Annotated in this window: 13 protein-coding genes and 2 rRNA genes (1 of these 15 running past the window's edge); 11 read left to right on the forward strand and 4 right to left on the reverse strand. The window is 34.3% G+C overall.

The window, feature by feature from the left end:
• Together CA2559_RS05585 and rrf are read left to right on the forward strand one after the other, a co-directional pair.
• A 23S ribosomal RNA gene (locus tag CA2559_RS05585) occupies positions 1–902 on the forward strand; it begins 1922 nt to the left of the window's first position.
• Between the two features lie 116 nt (positions 903–1018).
• Positions 1019–1128: ribosomal RNA gene (rrf, locus tag CA2559_RS05590) — 5S ribosomal RNA — on the forward strand.
• 99 nt (positions 1129–1227) lie between these two features.
• Here rrf and CA2559_RS05595 read toward each other — a convergent pair.
• Genes CA2559_RS05595 through CA2559_RS05605 form a run of 3 tightly spaced genes read right to left on the reverse strand, consistent with a single transcriptional unit; the run spans position 1228 to position 4916 of the window.
• Entirely contained in the window at positions 1228–3252 is a 2025-nt protein-coding gene (locus CA2559_RS05595; RefSeq protein WP_013186875.1) for a M3 family metallopeptidase, read from the reverse strand.
• 8 nt (positions 3253–3260) lie between these two features.
• Complete coding sequence (gene purE / locus CA2559_RS05600; RefSeq protein WP_013186876.1) at positions 3261–3752, reverse strand: 5-(carboxyamino)imidazole ribonucleotide mutase; 492 nt, start codon at positions 3750–3752, stop codon at positions 3261–3263.
• Between the two features lie 6 nt (positions 3753–3758).
• Complete coding sequence (locus tag CA2559_RS05605; RefSeq protein ID WP_013186877.1) at positions 3759–4916, reverse strand: 5-(carboxyamino)imidazole ribonucleotide synthase; 1158 nt, start codon at positions 4914–4916, stop codon at positions 3759–3761.
• Between the two features lie 92 nt (positions 4917–5008).
• On the opposite strand from CA2559_RS05605, the gene CA2559_RS13670 reads away from it, so the two are divergent.
• From CA2559_RS13670 to CA2559_RS05635, 6 genes are all read left to right on the forward strand, one after another.
• Entirely contained in the window at positions 5009–6112 is a 1104-nt protein-coding gene (locus CA2559_RS13670) for an adenylate kinase (protein ID WP_013186878.1), read from the forward strand.
• A gap of 83 nt (positions 6113–6195) precedes the next feature.
• Complete coding sequence (obgE, locus tag CA2559_RS05615; RefSeq protein WP_013186879.1) at positions 6196–7197, forward strand: GTPase ObgE; 1002 nt, start codon at positions 6196–6198, stop codon at positions 7195–7197.
• 68 nt (positions 7198–7265) lie between these two features.
• A complete protein-coding gene (locus CA2559_RS05620; protein ID WP_013186880.1) occupies positions 7266–10622 on the forward strand; it encodes a DUF7619 domain-containing protein in 3357 nt (1118 codons plus the stop codon).
• 47 nt (positions 10623–10669) lie between these two features.
• The gene (locus CA2559_RS05625) at positions 10670–11191 is read left to right on the forward strand and encodes a DUF4136 domain-containing protein (protein ID WP_013186881.1); all 522 of its coding nucleotides are present in this window, start codon (positions 10670–10672) and stop codon (positions 11189–11191) included.
• 50 nt (positions 11192–11241) lie between these two features.
• Positions 11242–12201 (forward strand): tetratricopeptide repeat protein, encoded by a 960-nt coding sequence (locus tag CA2559_RS05630; protein WP_013186882.1) that lies wholly within the window; start codon positions 11242–11244, stop codon positions 12199–12201.
• Positions 12202–12341: 140 nt separating this feature from the next.
• Positions 12342–13694, forward strand: coding sequence for a UDP-N-acetylmuramate--L-alanine ligase (locus CA2559_RS05635; protein ID WP_013186883.1), 1353 nt, complete (start codon positions 12342–12344; stop codon positions 13692–13694).
• Between the two features lie 7 nt (positions 13695–13701).
• Here the strand turns inward: CA2559_RS05635 and CA2559_RS05640 are convergent, their stop codons facing one another.
• Complete coding sequence (locus tag CA2559_RS05640) at positions 13702–14313, reverse strand: FMN-binding negative transcriptional regulator (RefSeq protein ID WP_013186884.1); 612 nt, start codon at positions 14311–14313, stop codon at positions 13702–13704.
• A gap of 89 nt (positions 14314–14402) precedes the next feature.
• On the opposite strand from CA2559_RS05640, the gene radC reads away from it, so the two are divergent.
• The 3 genes from radC to CA2559_RS05655 are packed head-to-tail and all read left to right on the forward strand — an operon-like array spanning position 14403 to position 17070.
• Positions 14403–15098, forward strand: coding sequence for a RadC family protein (radC, locus tag CA2559_RS05645; RefSeq protein WP_013186885.1), 696 nt, complete (start codon positions 14403–14405; stop codon positions 15096–15098).
• Positions 15099–15104: 6 nt separating this feature from the next.
• Positions 15105–16391 carry a polysaccharide deacetylase family protein gene (locus CA2559_RS05650; protein ID WP_041240929.1) on the forward strand — a complete coding sequence of 429 codons (1287 nt, stop codon included), beginning with the start codon at positions 15105–15107 and terminating at the stop codon, positions 16389–16391.
• Positions 16381–17070: a YjjG family noncanonical pyrimidine nucleotidase gene (locus tag CA2559_RS05655; protein ID WP_013186888.1), complete on the forward strand. Its 690-nt coding sequence runs from the start codon at positions 16381–16383 to the stop codon at positions 17068–17070. The genes CA2559_RS05650 and CA2559_RS05655 overlap by 11 nt, the downstream gene beginning before the upstream one ends.
• Positions 17071–17090 lie beyond the last annotated feature (20 nt).

Raw genomic sequence — 17090 nt, forward strand, 5'->3', positions numbered from 1 at the left:
TGCAACGATCTGGACACTGTCTCAGCCATGAGCTCGGTGAAATTGTAGTATCGGTGAAGATGCCGGTTACCCGCTGTGGGACGAAAAGACCCCGTGAACCTTTACTGTAGCTTAACATTGCTTCTGGGCAAGTGACGTGTAGGATAGGTGGGAGGCTATGAGCCGGTGTCGCTAGGCATCGGGGAGCCGTTGTTGAAATACCACCCTTCACTTGCTTAGGATCTAACCCATTTTATGGGAACATTGTTTGGTGGGCAGTTTGACTGGGGTGGTCGCCTCCAAAGAGTAACGGAGGCTTCCAAAGGTCCCCTCAGCACGCTTGGCAACCGTGCGTGGAGTGCAATGGCACAAGGGGGCTTGACTGAGAGGCATACAGGCCGACCAGGTACGAAAGTAGGGCATAGTGATCCGGTGGTTCCGCATGGAAGGGCCATCGCTCAAAGGATAAAAGGTACTCCGGGGATAACAGGCTGATCTCCCCCAAGAGCTCACATCGACGGGGGGGTTTGGCACCTCGATGTCGGCTCGTCACATCCTGGGGCTGGAGAAGGTCCCAAGGGTTGGGCTGTTCGCCCATTAAAGTGGCACGCGAGCTGGGTTCAGAACGTCGTGAGACAGTTCGGTCTCTATCTACAGTGGGCGCAAGAAACTTGAGTGGCCCTGACCCTAGTACGAGAGGACCGGGTTGGACGGACCGCTGGTGTACCTGTTGTTCCGCTAGGAGCATTGCAGGGTAGCTACGTCCGGATGGGATAAGCGCTGAAGGCATATAAGCGCGAAACCCGCCACAAGATGAGGTTTCTTTTTAAAGGCCGTGGGAGACGACCACGTTGATAGGCCATAGGTGTAAAGGCAGTGATGTCTCAGCCGAGTGGTACTAATAGCCTGTACGGCTTGCGCCAACAAAGCGTTCTCTTGAACTCTTTTCTAATCATCAATATTACGTGAATTCCGAATATGTCAAGATATTGATATGTCCTGATGCCTTCCATTGTGAAGGTCGAAGGAACAAACAGCACGAGGTGGCTGTGGCGGCGGGGCGCACCCCTTCCCATCCCGAACAGGACGGTTAAGCCCGCCAGCGCCGATGGTACTGCTATCCAGTGGGAGAGTAGGTCGCCGCCTTTCTTGACTCCCCTTCCTTTATTGGTAGGGGAGTTTTTTTTGTTTACGATTATTATGAAAAAAAGACCGAAGATTTTTCTTCGGTCTTTTTTTAAATATCATTTAATTTAATCCTGCCCTTTCAATTAAGCCTTTATTTGAAGGGTTTTTACCTCTGAATTTTTTATAAAGAATTTCGGGAGATATTGTCCCTCCTTTTGAAAGTATATTTTCTTTAAAGCTAAAAGATAAATCAGGGTTAAATATTCCTTTAGTTTTAAAATAATCAAATGTATCTGCATCTAATACTTCAGCCCATTTATAACTATAATAGCCAGAGGAATAACCTCCTTGAAAAATATGTGCAAAAGAAGTACTCATTAAGTTATCAGTTGTTTCAGGGTATAGTTTTGTTGTTTTAAAAGAATTAAACTCTTGCTCACTAATAAGTTTTATTTTATTTGGATTAATATTATGCCAATCCATATCTAAAATACCAAAACTAATTTGTCTTAAGGTCTGAAACCCTTCTTGAAATTTATTTAATTCTTTAATTTTGTTAATAAACCTTGTGGGTATAATTTCTCCAGTTTTATAATGAAACGCAAATAATTCTAGTGCCTCTTTTTCATAACACCAATTTTCTAATAATTGGCTAGGTAGTTCTACGAAATCCCAAGATACTGACGTCCCTGATAAACTTGGATAAATTGTGTCTGCTAATATTCCATGAAGTGCATGACCAAATTCATGAAATAGTGTTGTTACTTCATTAAAAGTTAATAATGAAGGTTTGTCCTTAGATGGTTTTGAGAAATTACAAACATTAGAAATATGAGGTCTGTGATTAATACCATCTTTAATATATTGAGACTTAAAAGAGGTCATCCAAGCACCTGGTCGCTTACCTGATCTAGGATGGAAGTCAGCATAAAATAGTGCTTTGAACTTACCTTCTTCATAAACCTTAAACGTTTTTACATCTTCGTGATATTTTTCAATATTAAATACTTCTTCAAATGTTAGATTAAATAGTTTTTCTGAAATTTTAAAAACTCCACTAATTACATTTTCAAGTTTGAAATATGGTTTGAGTTCTTCATCATCTAAACTGAAGCTCTGTTTTTTTAATTTTTCTGTATAATATGCACCATCCCATTTTTGAAGCTGATCTATATCATCTAATTTTCTAGCAAAATCTTCTAATTCTTTGAATTGTTTAATGGCGACAGGTTTAGCTTTTTCTAATAAATCATTTAAGAAGCTATACACAGTATCTGGATCTTTTGCCATTCGTTCTTCTAATACATAATCAGAATGTGTTTTGTATCCTAATAACTTTGCTCTTTTATATCTTAGAGAAACAATTTTTAAAACATTTTCCTCATTATTATACTCATTGTTTTTATAACATCGAGAGCCATATGCTAACGACATTTCTTTTCTGAGTTCCCTGTTAGAAGCGTACTTCATAAAAGGAACATAGCTTGGGTAATGAAGAGTAAATATATAGCCTGGTTTATTTTGTGATTTAGCTAATTCTTTAGCATCATTCAAAATAGATTCAGGTAAACCTTTTAATTTTTCTAAGTCTGTAATGTGTAATTGAAAGTTGTTAGTTTCTGCTAAAACATTTTCTCCAAATTTCAATTTTAACTTTGAGAGTTCATTATCTATCTCTCTAAGCTTTTTTTGATCTTCAGCATTTAAGTTTGCACCATTACGTGTAAAGCTTTTATATTTTTTATTTAATAACATTTCTTGCTCTTCACTTAAGTTGAATTTCGATTTGTTATTATAAACAGCTTTAACGCGTTCAAATAATGCTTTGTTTAAAGTTATATCATTTCCAAATTCCGATAATAGTGGAGAGATCTCTTGAGCTATTTTTTGAAGATTCTCAGATGTTTCTGCAGAATTTAAATTAAAGAAGATACTAGTAACTCTATCAAGTTGCATTCCGCTAAACTCTAAAGCTTCTATAGTATTTTTGAAAGTTGGTTCATCCTTATTGGAAGTAATTACATCAATTTCTGCTTTTGTTTCTTTAACTAGTGCTTCTATTGCTGGCTTAAAGTGTTCATCTTTTATTCGAGAAAAAGGAGCTTCTTCAAATTGTTCTAATAAAGGATTTTTGTCTTGTGTCATATATTAGTTTACTTATTAGTACTTATGGATTTTGCGCCATCAATTACCTTTTGTTTCAAACTTTCTTTATAGTCAATAATTGTTTCAAGTATTTCAGAATTACTACTACCTATAATTTGAGCGGCGAGTATTCCTGCATTTTTAGCTCCGTTGAGAGCTACTGTTGCTACAGGTACGCCTCCAGGCATTTGTAAAATAGAAAGAACAGAATCCCAACCATCAATTGAATTGCTTGATTTTACAGGAACACCAATAACAGGTAAAGGTGAAAGTGAAGCAACCATTCCTGGTAAATGTGCTGCACCACCAGCACCAGCTATAATTACATTTATGCCCCGATTGTGAGCATTCTTACTGTAATCAAATAACTTCTCTGGTGTTCTGTGAGCAGAAACAATATCAACTTCAATATCTATATTAAATTCCCTTAAAATATCTATAGCGTCTTGCATAACTGGCATATCGCTAGTACTTCCCATGATAATTCCAACTTTTGGCATAATGACTTATTTAGAAATAACTTTAATTTTTTGTTTTACTTTTTCAGCAACTCGTCTTGCTTCATTTATGTCCTCATCTATAATAGTAACGTGTCCCATTTTTCTAAATGGTCGTGTTTCACGTTTACCATATATATGTGGCGTTACACCATTTAAACTCATGATGTTCTCAATATTTTCGTAATACACTTGGCCAGTATAGCCTTCCTCACCAACAAGGTTTACCATAACACTCCCAACTTTACTTTTTGTACTTCCTAAAGTTAAATTTAAGATAGCTCTTAAGTGTTGTTCAAATTGATTTGTGAAGCTACCTTCTATGCTAAAATGACCTGAGTTATGTGGTCTTGGCGCTACTTCATTTACTAGTATCTCATCGTTATGTGTCTGGAATAACTCTACAGCTAAAATACCCACGTGCTCAAAAGACTCAGAGACTTTTTTAGCCACAGTTCTAGCTTTGTCTGCAATAGTTTTTTCTATCCTTGCAGGACATATAACATATTCTACTTGGTTAGCTTCAGGATGAAATTCCATTTCCACTACGGGATATGTTTTAACATCACCTTTAGGATTTCTTACAACAATTACTGCAAGTTCATTTTTAAAGGGAATCATTTCCTCTGCTATACAAGAAACCTCGGGTAACGGTATAAGATCTTCATCATCTCTAATAACGCTCACACCTTTACCATCATAACCGCCTTCACAACTTTTCCATACAAAAGGAAAACTATGTTCTTTTCTAACTATAGCTTCAGTTAAGAGTTGTTTGGTTTCATAGCGTTTAAATTGAGCTGTAGGTATACCATTAGATTCGTAAAACTCTTTTTGTACACCCTTGTTCTGTATTTTTCTAAGTGTTTGAGCAGAAGGATATACTGTTTTTCCTTCTTTTTCTAATGCTTCTAACGCTTCAACATTAACAGCTTCTATTTCAAAAGTTAAGACATCAACTTGTTTTCCAAAGTTATAAACTGTGTCATAATCCATTAAACTACCTTCTGTAAATTTATTACATGAAATTTTACAAGGAGCTTGAGGATTAGGATCTAGTACATGAGTCCTAATATCGTATTTACGTGTTTCGTATAATAACATTTTACCTAGCTGGCCTCCGCCAAGAATACCTATAGTAAAATCTGAAGAAAAGTAGTTGTTCATAGCTTAAATGTCTTGCGTAAAAATAATTCTTTCTAAAGGAATAGCCGAATGAATATGAGGTAAAAGCCGTAATCATTATCTTTGCCGTCTCTATGGTAAAATTACACGACAAACAGTTTGAGAAATTTATAGGCAATGATGCTATTAATCACGCTATCAATGGCATTGCTGTAAAATTAAATGATGAGCTAAAGGATAAACGACCTGTATTTTTAACAGTATTAAATGGCGCATTTTTGTTTTCTGCAGAAATAATAAAACGCTTTAATTATGAGTGTGAATTAAGCTTTATAAAGGTAGCGTCTTATGAAGGAATGCAACAGGGCGAAATCACAACAGTAATGGGTGCAGAGCCTTCTCTTAAAGGACGTACAGTTGTAGTAGTTGAGGATATTGTAGATTCTGGTAATACGATTGAAGCTATTATGCAGATTCTTGATAATGAAGGTGCAGAAATTATAAAAATAGCAACTCTTTGTTATAAACCATCTGCATACGGTAAGCATTACAAATTAGATTATGTAGGCTTAGAAATAGATAATACATTTATTGTAGGATACGGTTTAGATTATAAAGGTCTAGGCAGAAACCTAAAAGATATATATAAACATAAACCAACAAAAATGACTAACATCGTTCTATTTGGCCCTCCAGGCGCAGGAAAAGGAACTCAAGCAGAAGTATTAAAGGAAAAATATAACCTTGTACACATATCTACAGGAGATGTATTTCGCTATAATATTAAAAATGCTACAGAATTAGGAACACTTGCTAAATCTTATATGGATAAAGGACACCTAGTTCCAGATGAAGTTACTATTAAAATGCTTAATGCCGAAGTAGATAAAAATGCAGACGCAAACGGTTTTATTTTTGATGGTTTTCCAAGAACAGAAGCACAGGCAGAAGCTCTTTCTAAATTAATGGATGAAAAAGACTCGCAAATAGATGCTATGATTGCTTTAGAGGTAGAAGATGAAGTTTTAGTACAGCGCCTATTAGAACGCGGTAAAACTTCAGGCAGAAAAGATGATGCCAATGAGGATGTTATACGAAACCGAATTAAAGTGTATTATAATGAAACTGCAATTTTAAAAGATTACTACCAAAAGAAAGATAAATACCATGGTATAAATGGTGTAGGTAGTATTAATGAAATTACAGAAAGACTAAGTAAAGCTATAGATAAGCTTTAAAAATATCGAATTTTTTATTTCGAATATGGTATGATGAAGTTTACTTCTTATATTAAATATTCATCACTATAAACTATCACCCAATGACTGAAGGAAATTTTGTTGACTATGTAAAGCTGCACCTTAAATCTGGTAAAGGCGGACAAGGATCTGCACACATGCGCAGAGAAAAGTATATAGAAAAAGGAGGCCCAGATGGTGGTGATGGTGGTCGTGGTGGTCACGTTATTATTAAAGGAAATAAAAACCTTTGGACATTATACCACCTTAAGTTTAAAAGACACATTAGTGCTGGCCATGGAGAACATGGTAGAAAACAAGAAATGTCTGGCGCAGATGGTGAGGATCAATATATAGACGTGCCTCTAGGTACGGTTATAAGAGATAAAGAAACAGAAGAAATTCTTCATGAAGTCATTAATGATGGCCAAGAAATAATTATTGCAAAAGGAGGTTTAGGCGGCCGTGGCAACACACACTTTAAGAACAGTGTAAATCAAACTCCTAGGTACGCACAACCTGGTTTAGAAGGCGAAGAAATAGATGTTACTGTTGAGCTTAAAATACTAGCAGATGTTGGTTTGGTAGGTTTTCCAAATGCAGGAAAGTCTACATTATTGTCTGTAATTACTGCTGCAAAACCTAAGATTGCCAATTATGAGTTTACAACCTTAAAGCCAAGTTTGGGTATTGTAGAGTACCGAGATTACCAGACCTTTGTAATGGCAGACATTCCTGGAATTATTGAAGGTGCTGCAGAAGGAAAAGGTTTAGGGCATCGCTTTTTAAGACATATAGAACGCAACTCAACCCTATTATTTTTAATACCTGCAGACGCTCCAGATATTGTTGAGCAGTATCAGGTATTGTTAGATGAGCTACGCCGTTACAACCCAGAACTGTTAGATAAAGACAAGCTTATTGCAATATCTAAAAGCGATATGTTAGATGAAGAGTTAAAAGGAGAGTTAGACGCTTCAATTAAGGGTAAATTTAATAACGTTCCTTATTTATTTATTTCATCTGTTGCGCAACAAGGGCTACAACAACTTAAAGACAAGCTGTGGCAAATGCTTAATAATTAACTTGTTGTATTAAATTAAGGTTTTTTTAACATTTGAGTTTGTATTTTGTATGCTAATTAACTTAGCATATGAAACAAATACTACTTTTAATTAGTCTTCTTTTTACATCAATATTTTATGCACAATGTCCTACAGGAAATTTTGCAGATTTAAGAACACAAGCCGATGTCGATGATTTTGGCGCCAACTTTCCAAACTGTACCACACTTATTGATTTAAGAATAGGGACAACTGCAGTATCTACAGATCAAATTACAGACCTTTCGCCACTTTCTTCATTAACTACTGTTCAAGACTTACTAGTTATAGAAAATGATGATCTTTTAAACTTAAACGGTTTAGGAAATATAACTGTAGAGAATCTTACTATTACTCAAAATGAATCTTTACAAAGCATTTCTACTAGTCAAATTGAAGTCACCTCTCAACTAAGAATTCTTGATAATCCCTCATTAGTTAGTTTAGAAGGTTTTGAAGGAACAACAATGTTACAAGTTTTAGAGATTAGTAATAACCCTATAACTTCTCTTTCAGGATTAGATAATCTCACAACTGTAACATTTTCTGCAGCAATTAATGACAATGACGCTCTATTAAACTTATCTGGTCTTGGAGGCTTAACCTTAGCTCGCGGATTAAGTGTAAACCAAAATAATAATCTTCAAAATTTAAATGGAGTTGGAATGCTTACTGTTGATAATTTAGGTATAAGCTCTAATGTTGCTATGTCTGAAATTTCTACAACGACGAGCATAAATGTTACTGTAAATTTAGAAGTGAATAATAATACTTCCTTGGATAATTTTACTGGCTTAGAAGAGACAACTCACCTTCAAGATCTTCGCCTTTCAAACAACGCCATAACATCATTTACTGGATTAAATAATCTTGTGGAGATAAGTGATTTTTTCAGAATTATACAATCTCCAAATATTACAAACTTTACAGGTTTAGATAATTTAGGAATTATAGAAAGTTTAGAAGTTAATAATAATAGTAGCCTAACTAACCTTAATGGATTGCCTGATGCTACCTTGTCTTTTGTCCTTATAAGCAATAATCCTGTACTACAGCAAATTGCGACAACAAATACATTACAGGTGACAGAAAGCTTGCAGGTTTTGTTAAACGACGACCTAAATAACTTACAAGGACTTGAAACAACAACAAGCTTAAGTAATGTCTCAATTAGTAGCAATACTATTTCTTCTTTAGTGGGCTTAGAAAATTTAACTGAGGTAACAGGGTTTTTAACTATAGCTTCTAATATTATATTACCTAACCTTACAGGCCTTACCAATTTACAGAGTGTAATGACATTAGTTGTAGAGTTTAATGAGGATTTGATTAACTTAGATGGTTTGGGTAGCACTACTATTCAAGAGTTAGCTGTTACAGATAATCCATCAATGTCTTCAATAGCATTAACAAGTGAACTTGAAGGGATGCAAGAAATTGAAATAGTGGACAATGCTCTGTTAACAGATCTAACTGGATTAGAGAATATTGTTTCAACCTCATTTATCGGTCTTAGCGGAAATGGTATAACATCACTAAATGGGTTGCAAAATTTAGAGAGCGTTCAAAATTCCTTTATTATAAATACTAACGATATGTTACCCAACTTGAATGGTTTAACTAGCCTTCAATATGTTGAGTCACTTACCGTAGGTCTTAACGAGACAATGGTTAATTTAAATGGTGTTGGTGATATACAGGTTGCAGCATTAAGGCTTACACTTAGTCCTAATGTACAACAACCATTAACGCAAGGTTCAATAGCTGTAACATCTAGCATAGCTATTGAAGATAATCCTAATATCACAAACTTAAATGGGTTAGAAACTACAACTCAAGTTAGTTCTATTAGTATTGAAAGAAACCCTTTATTATTTAATATTAATAGCTTGGAAAATGCAACTGTAGTAGGAAATGTGCAAATTATAGATAATGCCGCGTTGTCTAATTGTAGTATAGAGAGCTTTTGTCTGGCCATTGCAGCAGGAAATACAAATTTTAATATTGCCAATAACGCAACAGGTTGTAATTCATTACAAGAAATTGAACAAGGCTGTATAGGTGTTGTTAACTCTCTTACAGGAACTATTTCTTTCGATATAGATAACAATGGCTGTAGTACAGGAAACACACCATCAGAAGGCATACTTGTTAGTGTAGAAAATTCAAACGGAATACTATCAACACTTACAGATAGTAATGGTAACTATGTGTTATTATTATCTGATAATGAATATACGGTATATATAAATGAACAATCTTTACCAAGTGATGTTTCGTTTTCTCCTGCAAGTCAAACTGTTTTATTCACAGAATCTGAAACAGAGGTAACTGCAGATTTCTGCCTAACATCTTCAAGTTCTTATGACGACCTAGCAGTTTCAATTTTTCCATTAGAAGAAGCACGACCAGGTTTTGAAACAGATTATTTAATCAATTTTGAGAATAACGGAACTACAGTTTTAAATCCCACTATAACTTTAATGTTTGAAGATACTAAGATGAATTACCTTAGTAGTACACCTCAAGAGACTTCAGTAACTAGTAATATGGTAACTTGGAGTTTTAGCAACTTGCAGCCATTTCAAAGTGGCTCTATTGTGTTTACTACAGACATTTTTCAGCCACCAACAGTTAATGGAGACGATATCCTAAGCTATACAGTAACAATATCTCCAAACTCAAATGATGCTATTCCAGAAGATAATAGTCAGGTTTTCGAGCAAATAGTAGTAAATTCTTTTGATCCAAATGACAAGCAAGTAACACAAGGTGAAAGTATTTTAGAAGCAGAAGTGCCTAATTATTTAGATTACCTGGTTCGTTTCCAAAATACAGGTACAGCAAGTGCTGTAAATATAACAGTAACAGATACATTATCTAATAATTTACAATGGGGAACTTTAAAAGCAGTAGCTTCTAGTCATGAGTACAGATTAGAGGTAGAAGATGGAAACATTGTAAAATTTATTTTTGAAGATATATTTCTTCCTGCAGAACAAGATGACTCAGAAGGTAGTAACGGGTATGTTGCATTTAGAATAAAGCCAGTAGCAAGCCTTACAATTGGAGAGTCTGTAGAAAATACTGCAAATATCTTTTTCGATTTTAATGAGCCAATCATCACCAACACTGTAACTACAGAGGTAGTGGCGCCACTTAGTGTCCCAGAAACTAGTATGCCCGAAAATATATTGATTTATCCTAATCCAGTAAATTCGTATTTAAATGTAGAAACTGTTTCAGGTAATACAGTCACATCAATAGTAGTAACAACGTTAACGGGGCAACGTTTATTAACATCAAAGAACACCTCTATTAATTTAACTTCTCTAACTAAAGGTATTTACTTTGTGACAGTTACAACCCAGCAAGAAAAATTTATAAAACGAATAATAAAAGATTAAACAATCTTGGTTTAATTTTTGAATACATTTACTAAAAATTAAAAACTATGAGAGGTTTAAGTTTACTTTTTGTTGCACTATTAGTAATGTCTTGCGGTGGTCCTAAGCCGATTGTAGATTATGATAGTGAAGCAAATTTTTCAACCTTTACGACGTATAATATTTTTCCAGACATACAAACAAACTTGAGCCAGTTAGATGAAAAGCGATTATATAGTGCTTTAGATGATGCTTTAAAGGAAAAAGGAATTACTAAATCAAGATTTCCAGATCTTTATATAAATGTATATACTATACAGTATGAAGATGTAAACCCAAACACAATTGGTATTGGTTTTGGTGGTGGCGGTAATGTAGGCGTTGGCGTTTCTGGTGGCATTCCGTTAGGTAAGAGTAGAGTCAACTTTCTTAAACTTACGCTGGATATAATAGATGAATCTACAGATAATCTTATTTGGCAAGCAGTTTCAGAACAAAAGTTTAATTTAAACACCTCTCCAGAATACAGGTTAAATTACTTTAAGAAATTAATTTCAAAAATGCTTAAAAGCTATCCACCTAAAGAATAATCTGTATTAGTTATTTAAAATACTTATCCCCAATTTACGTTAAGAAACCTATGAGATATATAATTTTAGCAATCATACTTTGCTTCTCGCTAAATGGTGTTGCGCAATCTAATTATGAAAAAGGACTGCAATCATTTAACAAAGAGAACTATAATACAGCTAAATCTTACTTTCAGGCTTATCTCAAAGAAAATCCAAATCACAAACAAACAAAGGAATACCTTGGTGATATTGCTGGTCACTCTAAAGATTGGGACACCGCTTTAGATTATTATAAAGAGCTTTTAGACGCGTCTCCAAAAAATGCCAATTATCACTTTAAATATGGAGGTTCACTAGGGCTTAAATGTCTTGAGATGAATAAAGTTAAAGCTGTGTTTTATATAGATGATATTAAGTACCACTTAAATGAAGCAGCTAAACTGGACCCTAACCATATAGAAGTAAGATGGGCTTTGGTTGAGCTTTATATACAGTTGCCAGGCATATTGGGTGGAAGCGAGTCTAAATCTCAGGAGTATGCAGAGCAGCTTTATAAAATTAGTCCTGTAGATGGGCACTTGTCTAGAGGATATATAGCAGAATACAGTAACAGACCTAAAGATGCAGAAGTACACTATAAAAAAGCTATAGAGATTGGTGGCTCACCTCACACGTACGAGAAACTAACTAAACTTTACGAGGAAAACAATGAGCCAGAAAAAGCTGTAAATACATTGGAAGACAGCTTGAAAAAATATGACAGGAATCAACTTAATTACCAAATTGCAAAAATTTGTGCCCAATATAATATTAAGCCACAAACTGGTTTGGTGTATGCAGACAGATATATACAAAATCACTCTATAAAAGATGGCGTACCATTAGACTGGGCGTATTTACGAAAAGCACAAATGTATAGGCATATGGGTAATAGGAGCAAAGCCTCATATTGGATTCAGGAAGCTTTAAAAGATCGTTCAGACTTTAAAGAAGCACTACAAGAACGCTCACTAATTCTAGATATGTAGTTGGGCAAGCCGCCATTTATAAATGGCGTCGGGCTTTCGCTACTCACTTTTTTGCAAACAAATGCAAAAAGAGTTTAAACACGCGCTCAATCCCTCTTGCATTTTTTATTTTTACATCATCATATAACAAATTGTAAATTATGAATATTCACTTTATTGCAATAGGAGGAAGTGCTATGCACAATTTAGCCTTAGCATTACACCATAAAGGATATAAGGTTACAGGAAGTGACGATACTATTTTCGAGCCTTCAAAATCTAGATTAAGTAAGCATAATTTACTGCCAGAAACATTTGGGTGGTTCCCAGAACGTATAACCAATTCTTTAGATGCTGTAATATTAGGAATGCACGCAAAAGCAGACAATCCAGAATTATTAAAAGCAAAAGAATTAGGACTTAAAATTTACTCCTACCCAGAATTTCTTTACGAACAATCTAAACAAAAAACACGTGTAGTTATTGGTGGCTCACACGGTAAAACTACCATAACAGCTATGATCTTGCATGTTATGAACTACCATGATAAAGAGGTAGATTATATGGTTGGTGCGCAATTAGAAGGCTTTGATACTATGGTGCACTTAACAGAAGAAAATGATTTTATCGTGTTAGAAGGAGACGAGTATTTATCTTCACCTATAGACAGACGACCAAAATTTCACTTATACAAACCCAACATAGCATTACTTAGCGGTATTGCTTGGGATCATATAAATGTTTTTCCAACATTTGAAAACTACGTAGAGCAATTTAAAATCTTTGCAGATTCAATGTCTCGAGGTGGTATTTTAGTATACAACGAAGAAGATCCAACTGTAAAGCAAGTTGCAGAAGAGGCTACAGCTCCAACTCGCAAACATGCGTATACAACAGCAGCTTACTCTGTGGAGAATGGTAAAACATTATTAGAAACTCCTGAAGGCCCTATGCCAATTGAAATATTTGGGGCTCATAACCTTAATAATTTAGCAGGTGCCAAATGGATATGCCAACATATGGGCGTAGACGAAGACGAATTCTACGAAGCAATATCAACTTTTAAAGGTGCATCTAAACGTCTTGAGAAAATTACAGAAAATAATAATGCCGTTGTATATAAAGATTACGCCCATAGTCCTAGTAAAGTAAGTGCAACCACAAAAGCTGTAAAAAATCAATATCCAGACCGCAAATTAGTAGCTTGTTTAGAGTTGCACACCTACAGTAGTTTAAATGCTGAATTTTTAGACCAATATGAAGGAGCTTTAGATGCTGCAGACAAAGCTATTGTGTTTTACTCACCAGATGCTGTTCAAATTAAGCAGCTAGATGAGGTGAAGGCAGAGCAGATTAATGAAGCTTTTAAAAGAGATGACTTGGTAATTTTTACAAATCCAGCAGATTTTAAAACGTATTTATATGCACAAGACTTTAAGGATAGTGTACTACTATTAATGAGTAGTGGTAATTATGGTGGTTTAGATTTTAATGAGCTAAAGTCTGTAATATAGAGTACAGTTAACTGTCAAAAATTGAGTTAATGTAATTTAGTTTGTGTGTTGGTTCAGAGTTTTCTAAAGCACTTTTAGCAAGCATTTGTTCAGCGTTAGGTTTGTCTTGGCTTATTTTAAATTTGCCTTCCCAAGAAGTAATGTCTACTTCAAAACCTTCAATGAAATCTATTAAACGCTCCATTCTTACATCGTTTTTGTCTAAAACAAACTTTTGTTCCAAACCTTCTAGTTGAGCAGTCATATTTACTATTGATTCTTTTACATCATAAGCATTTTCAATTTTACTTACACTACCTTCAATATGTATTTTAATGTAATTCCATGTAGGTAATTGTTTGCTTTCAAAAATACTTGGTGAAATATATGAATCTGGGCCATTAAAGATAATTGTACAAGGATTGCCATTAGATAGTAATGAGGTTTGCGGATTTGCTTTGTCTATATGACCAATTAATTTGCCTGCGCCTTGTTTGGTTTCCTTGTAGGTTAGTGGTAAATGCGTCACTAATACCTTGGCGTCTTTTACAGAAATCACAGTAGCTAAAGGATAGGCTTTAATAGTAGAAATAACGTGATTAAAATTAGTTTCCTGATAATGCTTAGGTGGATAACTCATAATTAATTAAAACTATAACTGTTTAGGTAAAACTAGTGTAAATGTAGTCATTCATAAATTTCATATCTTTAAAACAAGCAATTTTAATTATGGAAGGAAAATCTTCATTTCCTATTACCACTTGGGCCTTAGATGATCGCCCTAGAGAAAAACTACTCCTAAAAGGAAAAACAGCATTAAGTGATGCAGAACTTATTGCAATACTTATTGGCTCAGGAAACAGACAGGAAAGTGCTGTAGAGTTAAGCAAACGTATACTTGCAGACTTTCATAATAACTTAAACGAGTTAGGTAAGCAATCTGTAGAAACCTTAACAAGTTATAAAGGCATTGGTGAAGCAAAAGCAATATCAATTGTAGCGGCTATGGAGTTAGGACGAAGAAGACGTTTTGAAGCTGCTTTGGAGCGTAAGGTTATAACATCAAGCGCCTCTGTCTTTGAGCTTATGCAACCTATAATAGGAGATTTAGATCATGAAGAGTTTTGGGTTGTATACTTAAATAATAGCAATAAAGTAATTCAACAAACGCAATTAAGCAAAGGAGGAATTACGGGTACTTTGGTAGATGTTAGGCTGTTATTTAAAATGGTCTTACAAGTAGGTGCAGTTGCAATAATTTTGGTTCATAACCATCCTAGTGGCACTTTAAAAGCAAGCCAAGCAGATAAGCAACTTACTGAGAAATTGAAACTTGCAGGACAGAGTCTAGACATTAAAGTATTAGACCACGTAATTGTAACCCAAAAGGCGTATTTTAGCTTTGCCGACAATGGTATCTTATAGTTCGCAATGTTATTAGTCTTCACCAAAAAACAAACGCCAAGAATAGTTTATACATTTAAGCATATCTGTACCCATATGCTTGGAGTAGAGGTAAAGTTTACATCAAAAATAGAAGATTTTATTGGTCATGACGGTCCTAAAATGTCTTACGGAAGACAACCCTTAGGAAATGAATTATTTTTTCAAAACGTACCCTTATTATTTGAACAAGGTTTTAGTGATATAGAGCCTGCAGTACAAGAATGGGGCAGTACAGTCGGGTTTTTTAAGGTAACAGACAAGAGTGCATTGCCGTATGATATTTTTGCAGCATCATTCTATTTATTAAGCCGTTATGAAGAATACTCACCGCATGTAAAGGATAGTGAAGGCCGTTTTCCTGCTACAGAAAGTTTAGCTTATAAATCTAATTTTATTCATCAACCTGTAGTCGATTTTTGGGTCGAACGTTTTAGGTCTGTACTAAAAGAACGCTTTAATACAATAACATTTAAAAATAAATTATTTAAGCTTAGTACAATTGTTGCTGTAGAAGAAGCATACAAATACAAGCGAAAAGGCATAATGAGGTCTGTTGTAGGAGGTTTGAGAGATTTAGTGACTCTTAGGCTAGGCTCAGTTTTTAATAGGTTGAGAACCCTCTTGTTTTTAAAGAAAGATGATTATGATGTGTTTGAGAAGCTAGTAGATTTTTCTAAAAAACATAATGTCAAGTTTAAATATATGTTTCAGCTTAGTGACTTTTCTGCTAAGGATAGAAATGTAAACCACAACAGAAAAAACTTTCATTCCCTTATAAAATCTATGGCAGATTATAATGAGGTCGGATTGTTATCTGGGCATAACTCTACTATCGAAAAATCTGTGCTTAGAAAAGAAAAGAAACGCTTGGAAAATATTATGAATAGGCCACTTAAATCTATGCTTAATGCAAAGTATCCTATGAACTTACCGGAAACTCAAAACCATATTGCAGATTTAGAAATTCCTCATACATTTTCAATGGGATATCCAGAGTATGTTGGTTTTAGAGCAAATACGTGTTCTCCATTCCTGTTTTATGATATAAATTTAGAGCGTGTTACACCAGTAAGGCTTCATCCTTATGTGTTTAATAGTTTATGTGTAAGTCCAGAAAATTTCAAAGAAGTTTCAGAAAAATTGCTACAAGTTAAATCTGCAATTAATAGGCTAGAAGGAGAAATGAACTTGGTGTTTAATAATATAGATTTTTCAACGCAAACGACAGCAAATGCTTATCTTGATTTAATAATTCAACTTAATGAAACTTAAAGATAAAAAGCATATTTTTTTCGATTTAGATCATACCCTTTGGGATTTTGAAAAAAACTCTGCACTTACATTTCAGCATATTTTCAATTCAAATAAAGTAAACCTATCATTTAATGATTTTATAAATGTTTACAGTCCAATTAATTTTGAATATTGGAGATTGTACAGAACCAACCAAGTTTCTAAAGAAGAATTAAGGTATGGTAGATTAAAAAAAACGTTTGATAAATTAGGTTACACTATAAATGACACCCTTATTTATAAATTATCTAATGATTATATAGAGCATCTTTCATCATTTAACCATCTTTTTGAAGGCACGTTTGAACTTTTAAACTATTTAAAACCAAATTATAAATTGCATATAATCACAAATGGTTTTAATGAGGTGCAGCAAAAGAAAATGCATAACAGTAAAATAAACGATTATTTTGATGTGATTGTCACTAGTGAAATGGTAGGTGTAAAGAAGCCAGATCCAAAGATTTTTGAATATGCACTTGAGCAGGCAAACGCTACTGTAAATAATAGTATAATGATTGGTGATAGTTATGAAGCAGATATCTTGGGCGCAAATAACCTAGGTATAACATCTATTTACTATGACGTGCATAACGATAATGTGCCTGATACTCAGATTAAAGTAGACAATCTTTTAAGTATTATAACGTTTCTTTAATTAGGTAAGTTTTATTAAAC

The sequence above is a fragment of the Croceibacter atlanticus HTCC2559 genome (genome assembly GCF_000196315.1).
Classification (GTDB): Bacteria; Bacteroidota; Bacteroidia; order Flavobacteriales; family Flavobacteriaceae; genus Croceibacter; species Croceibacter atlanticus.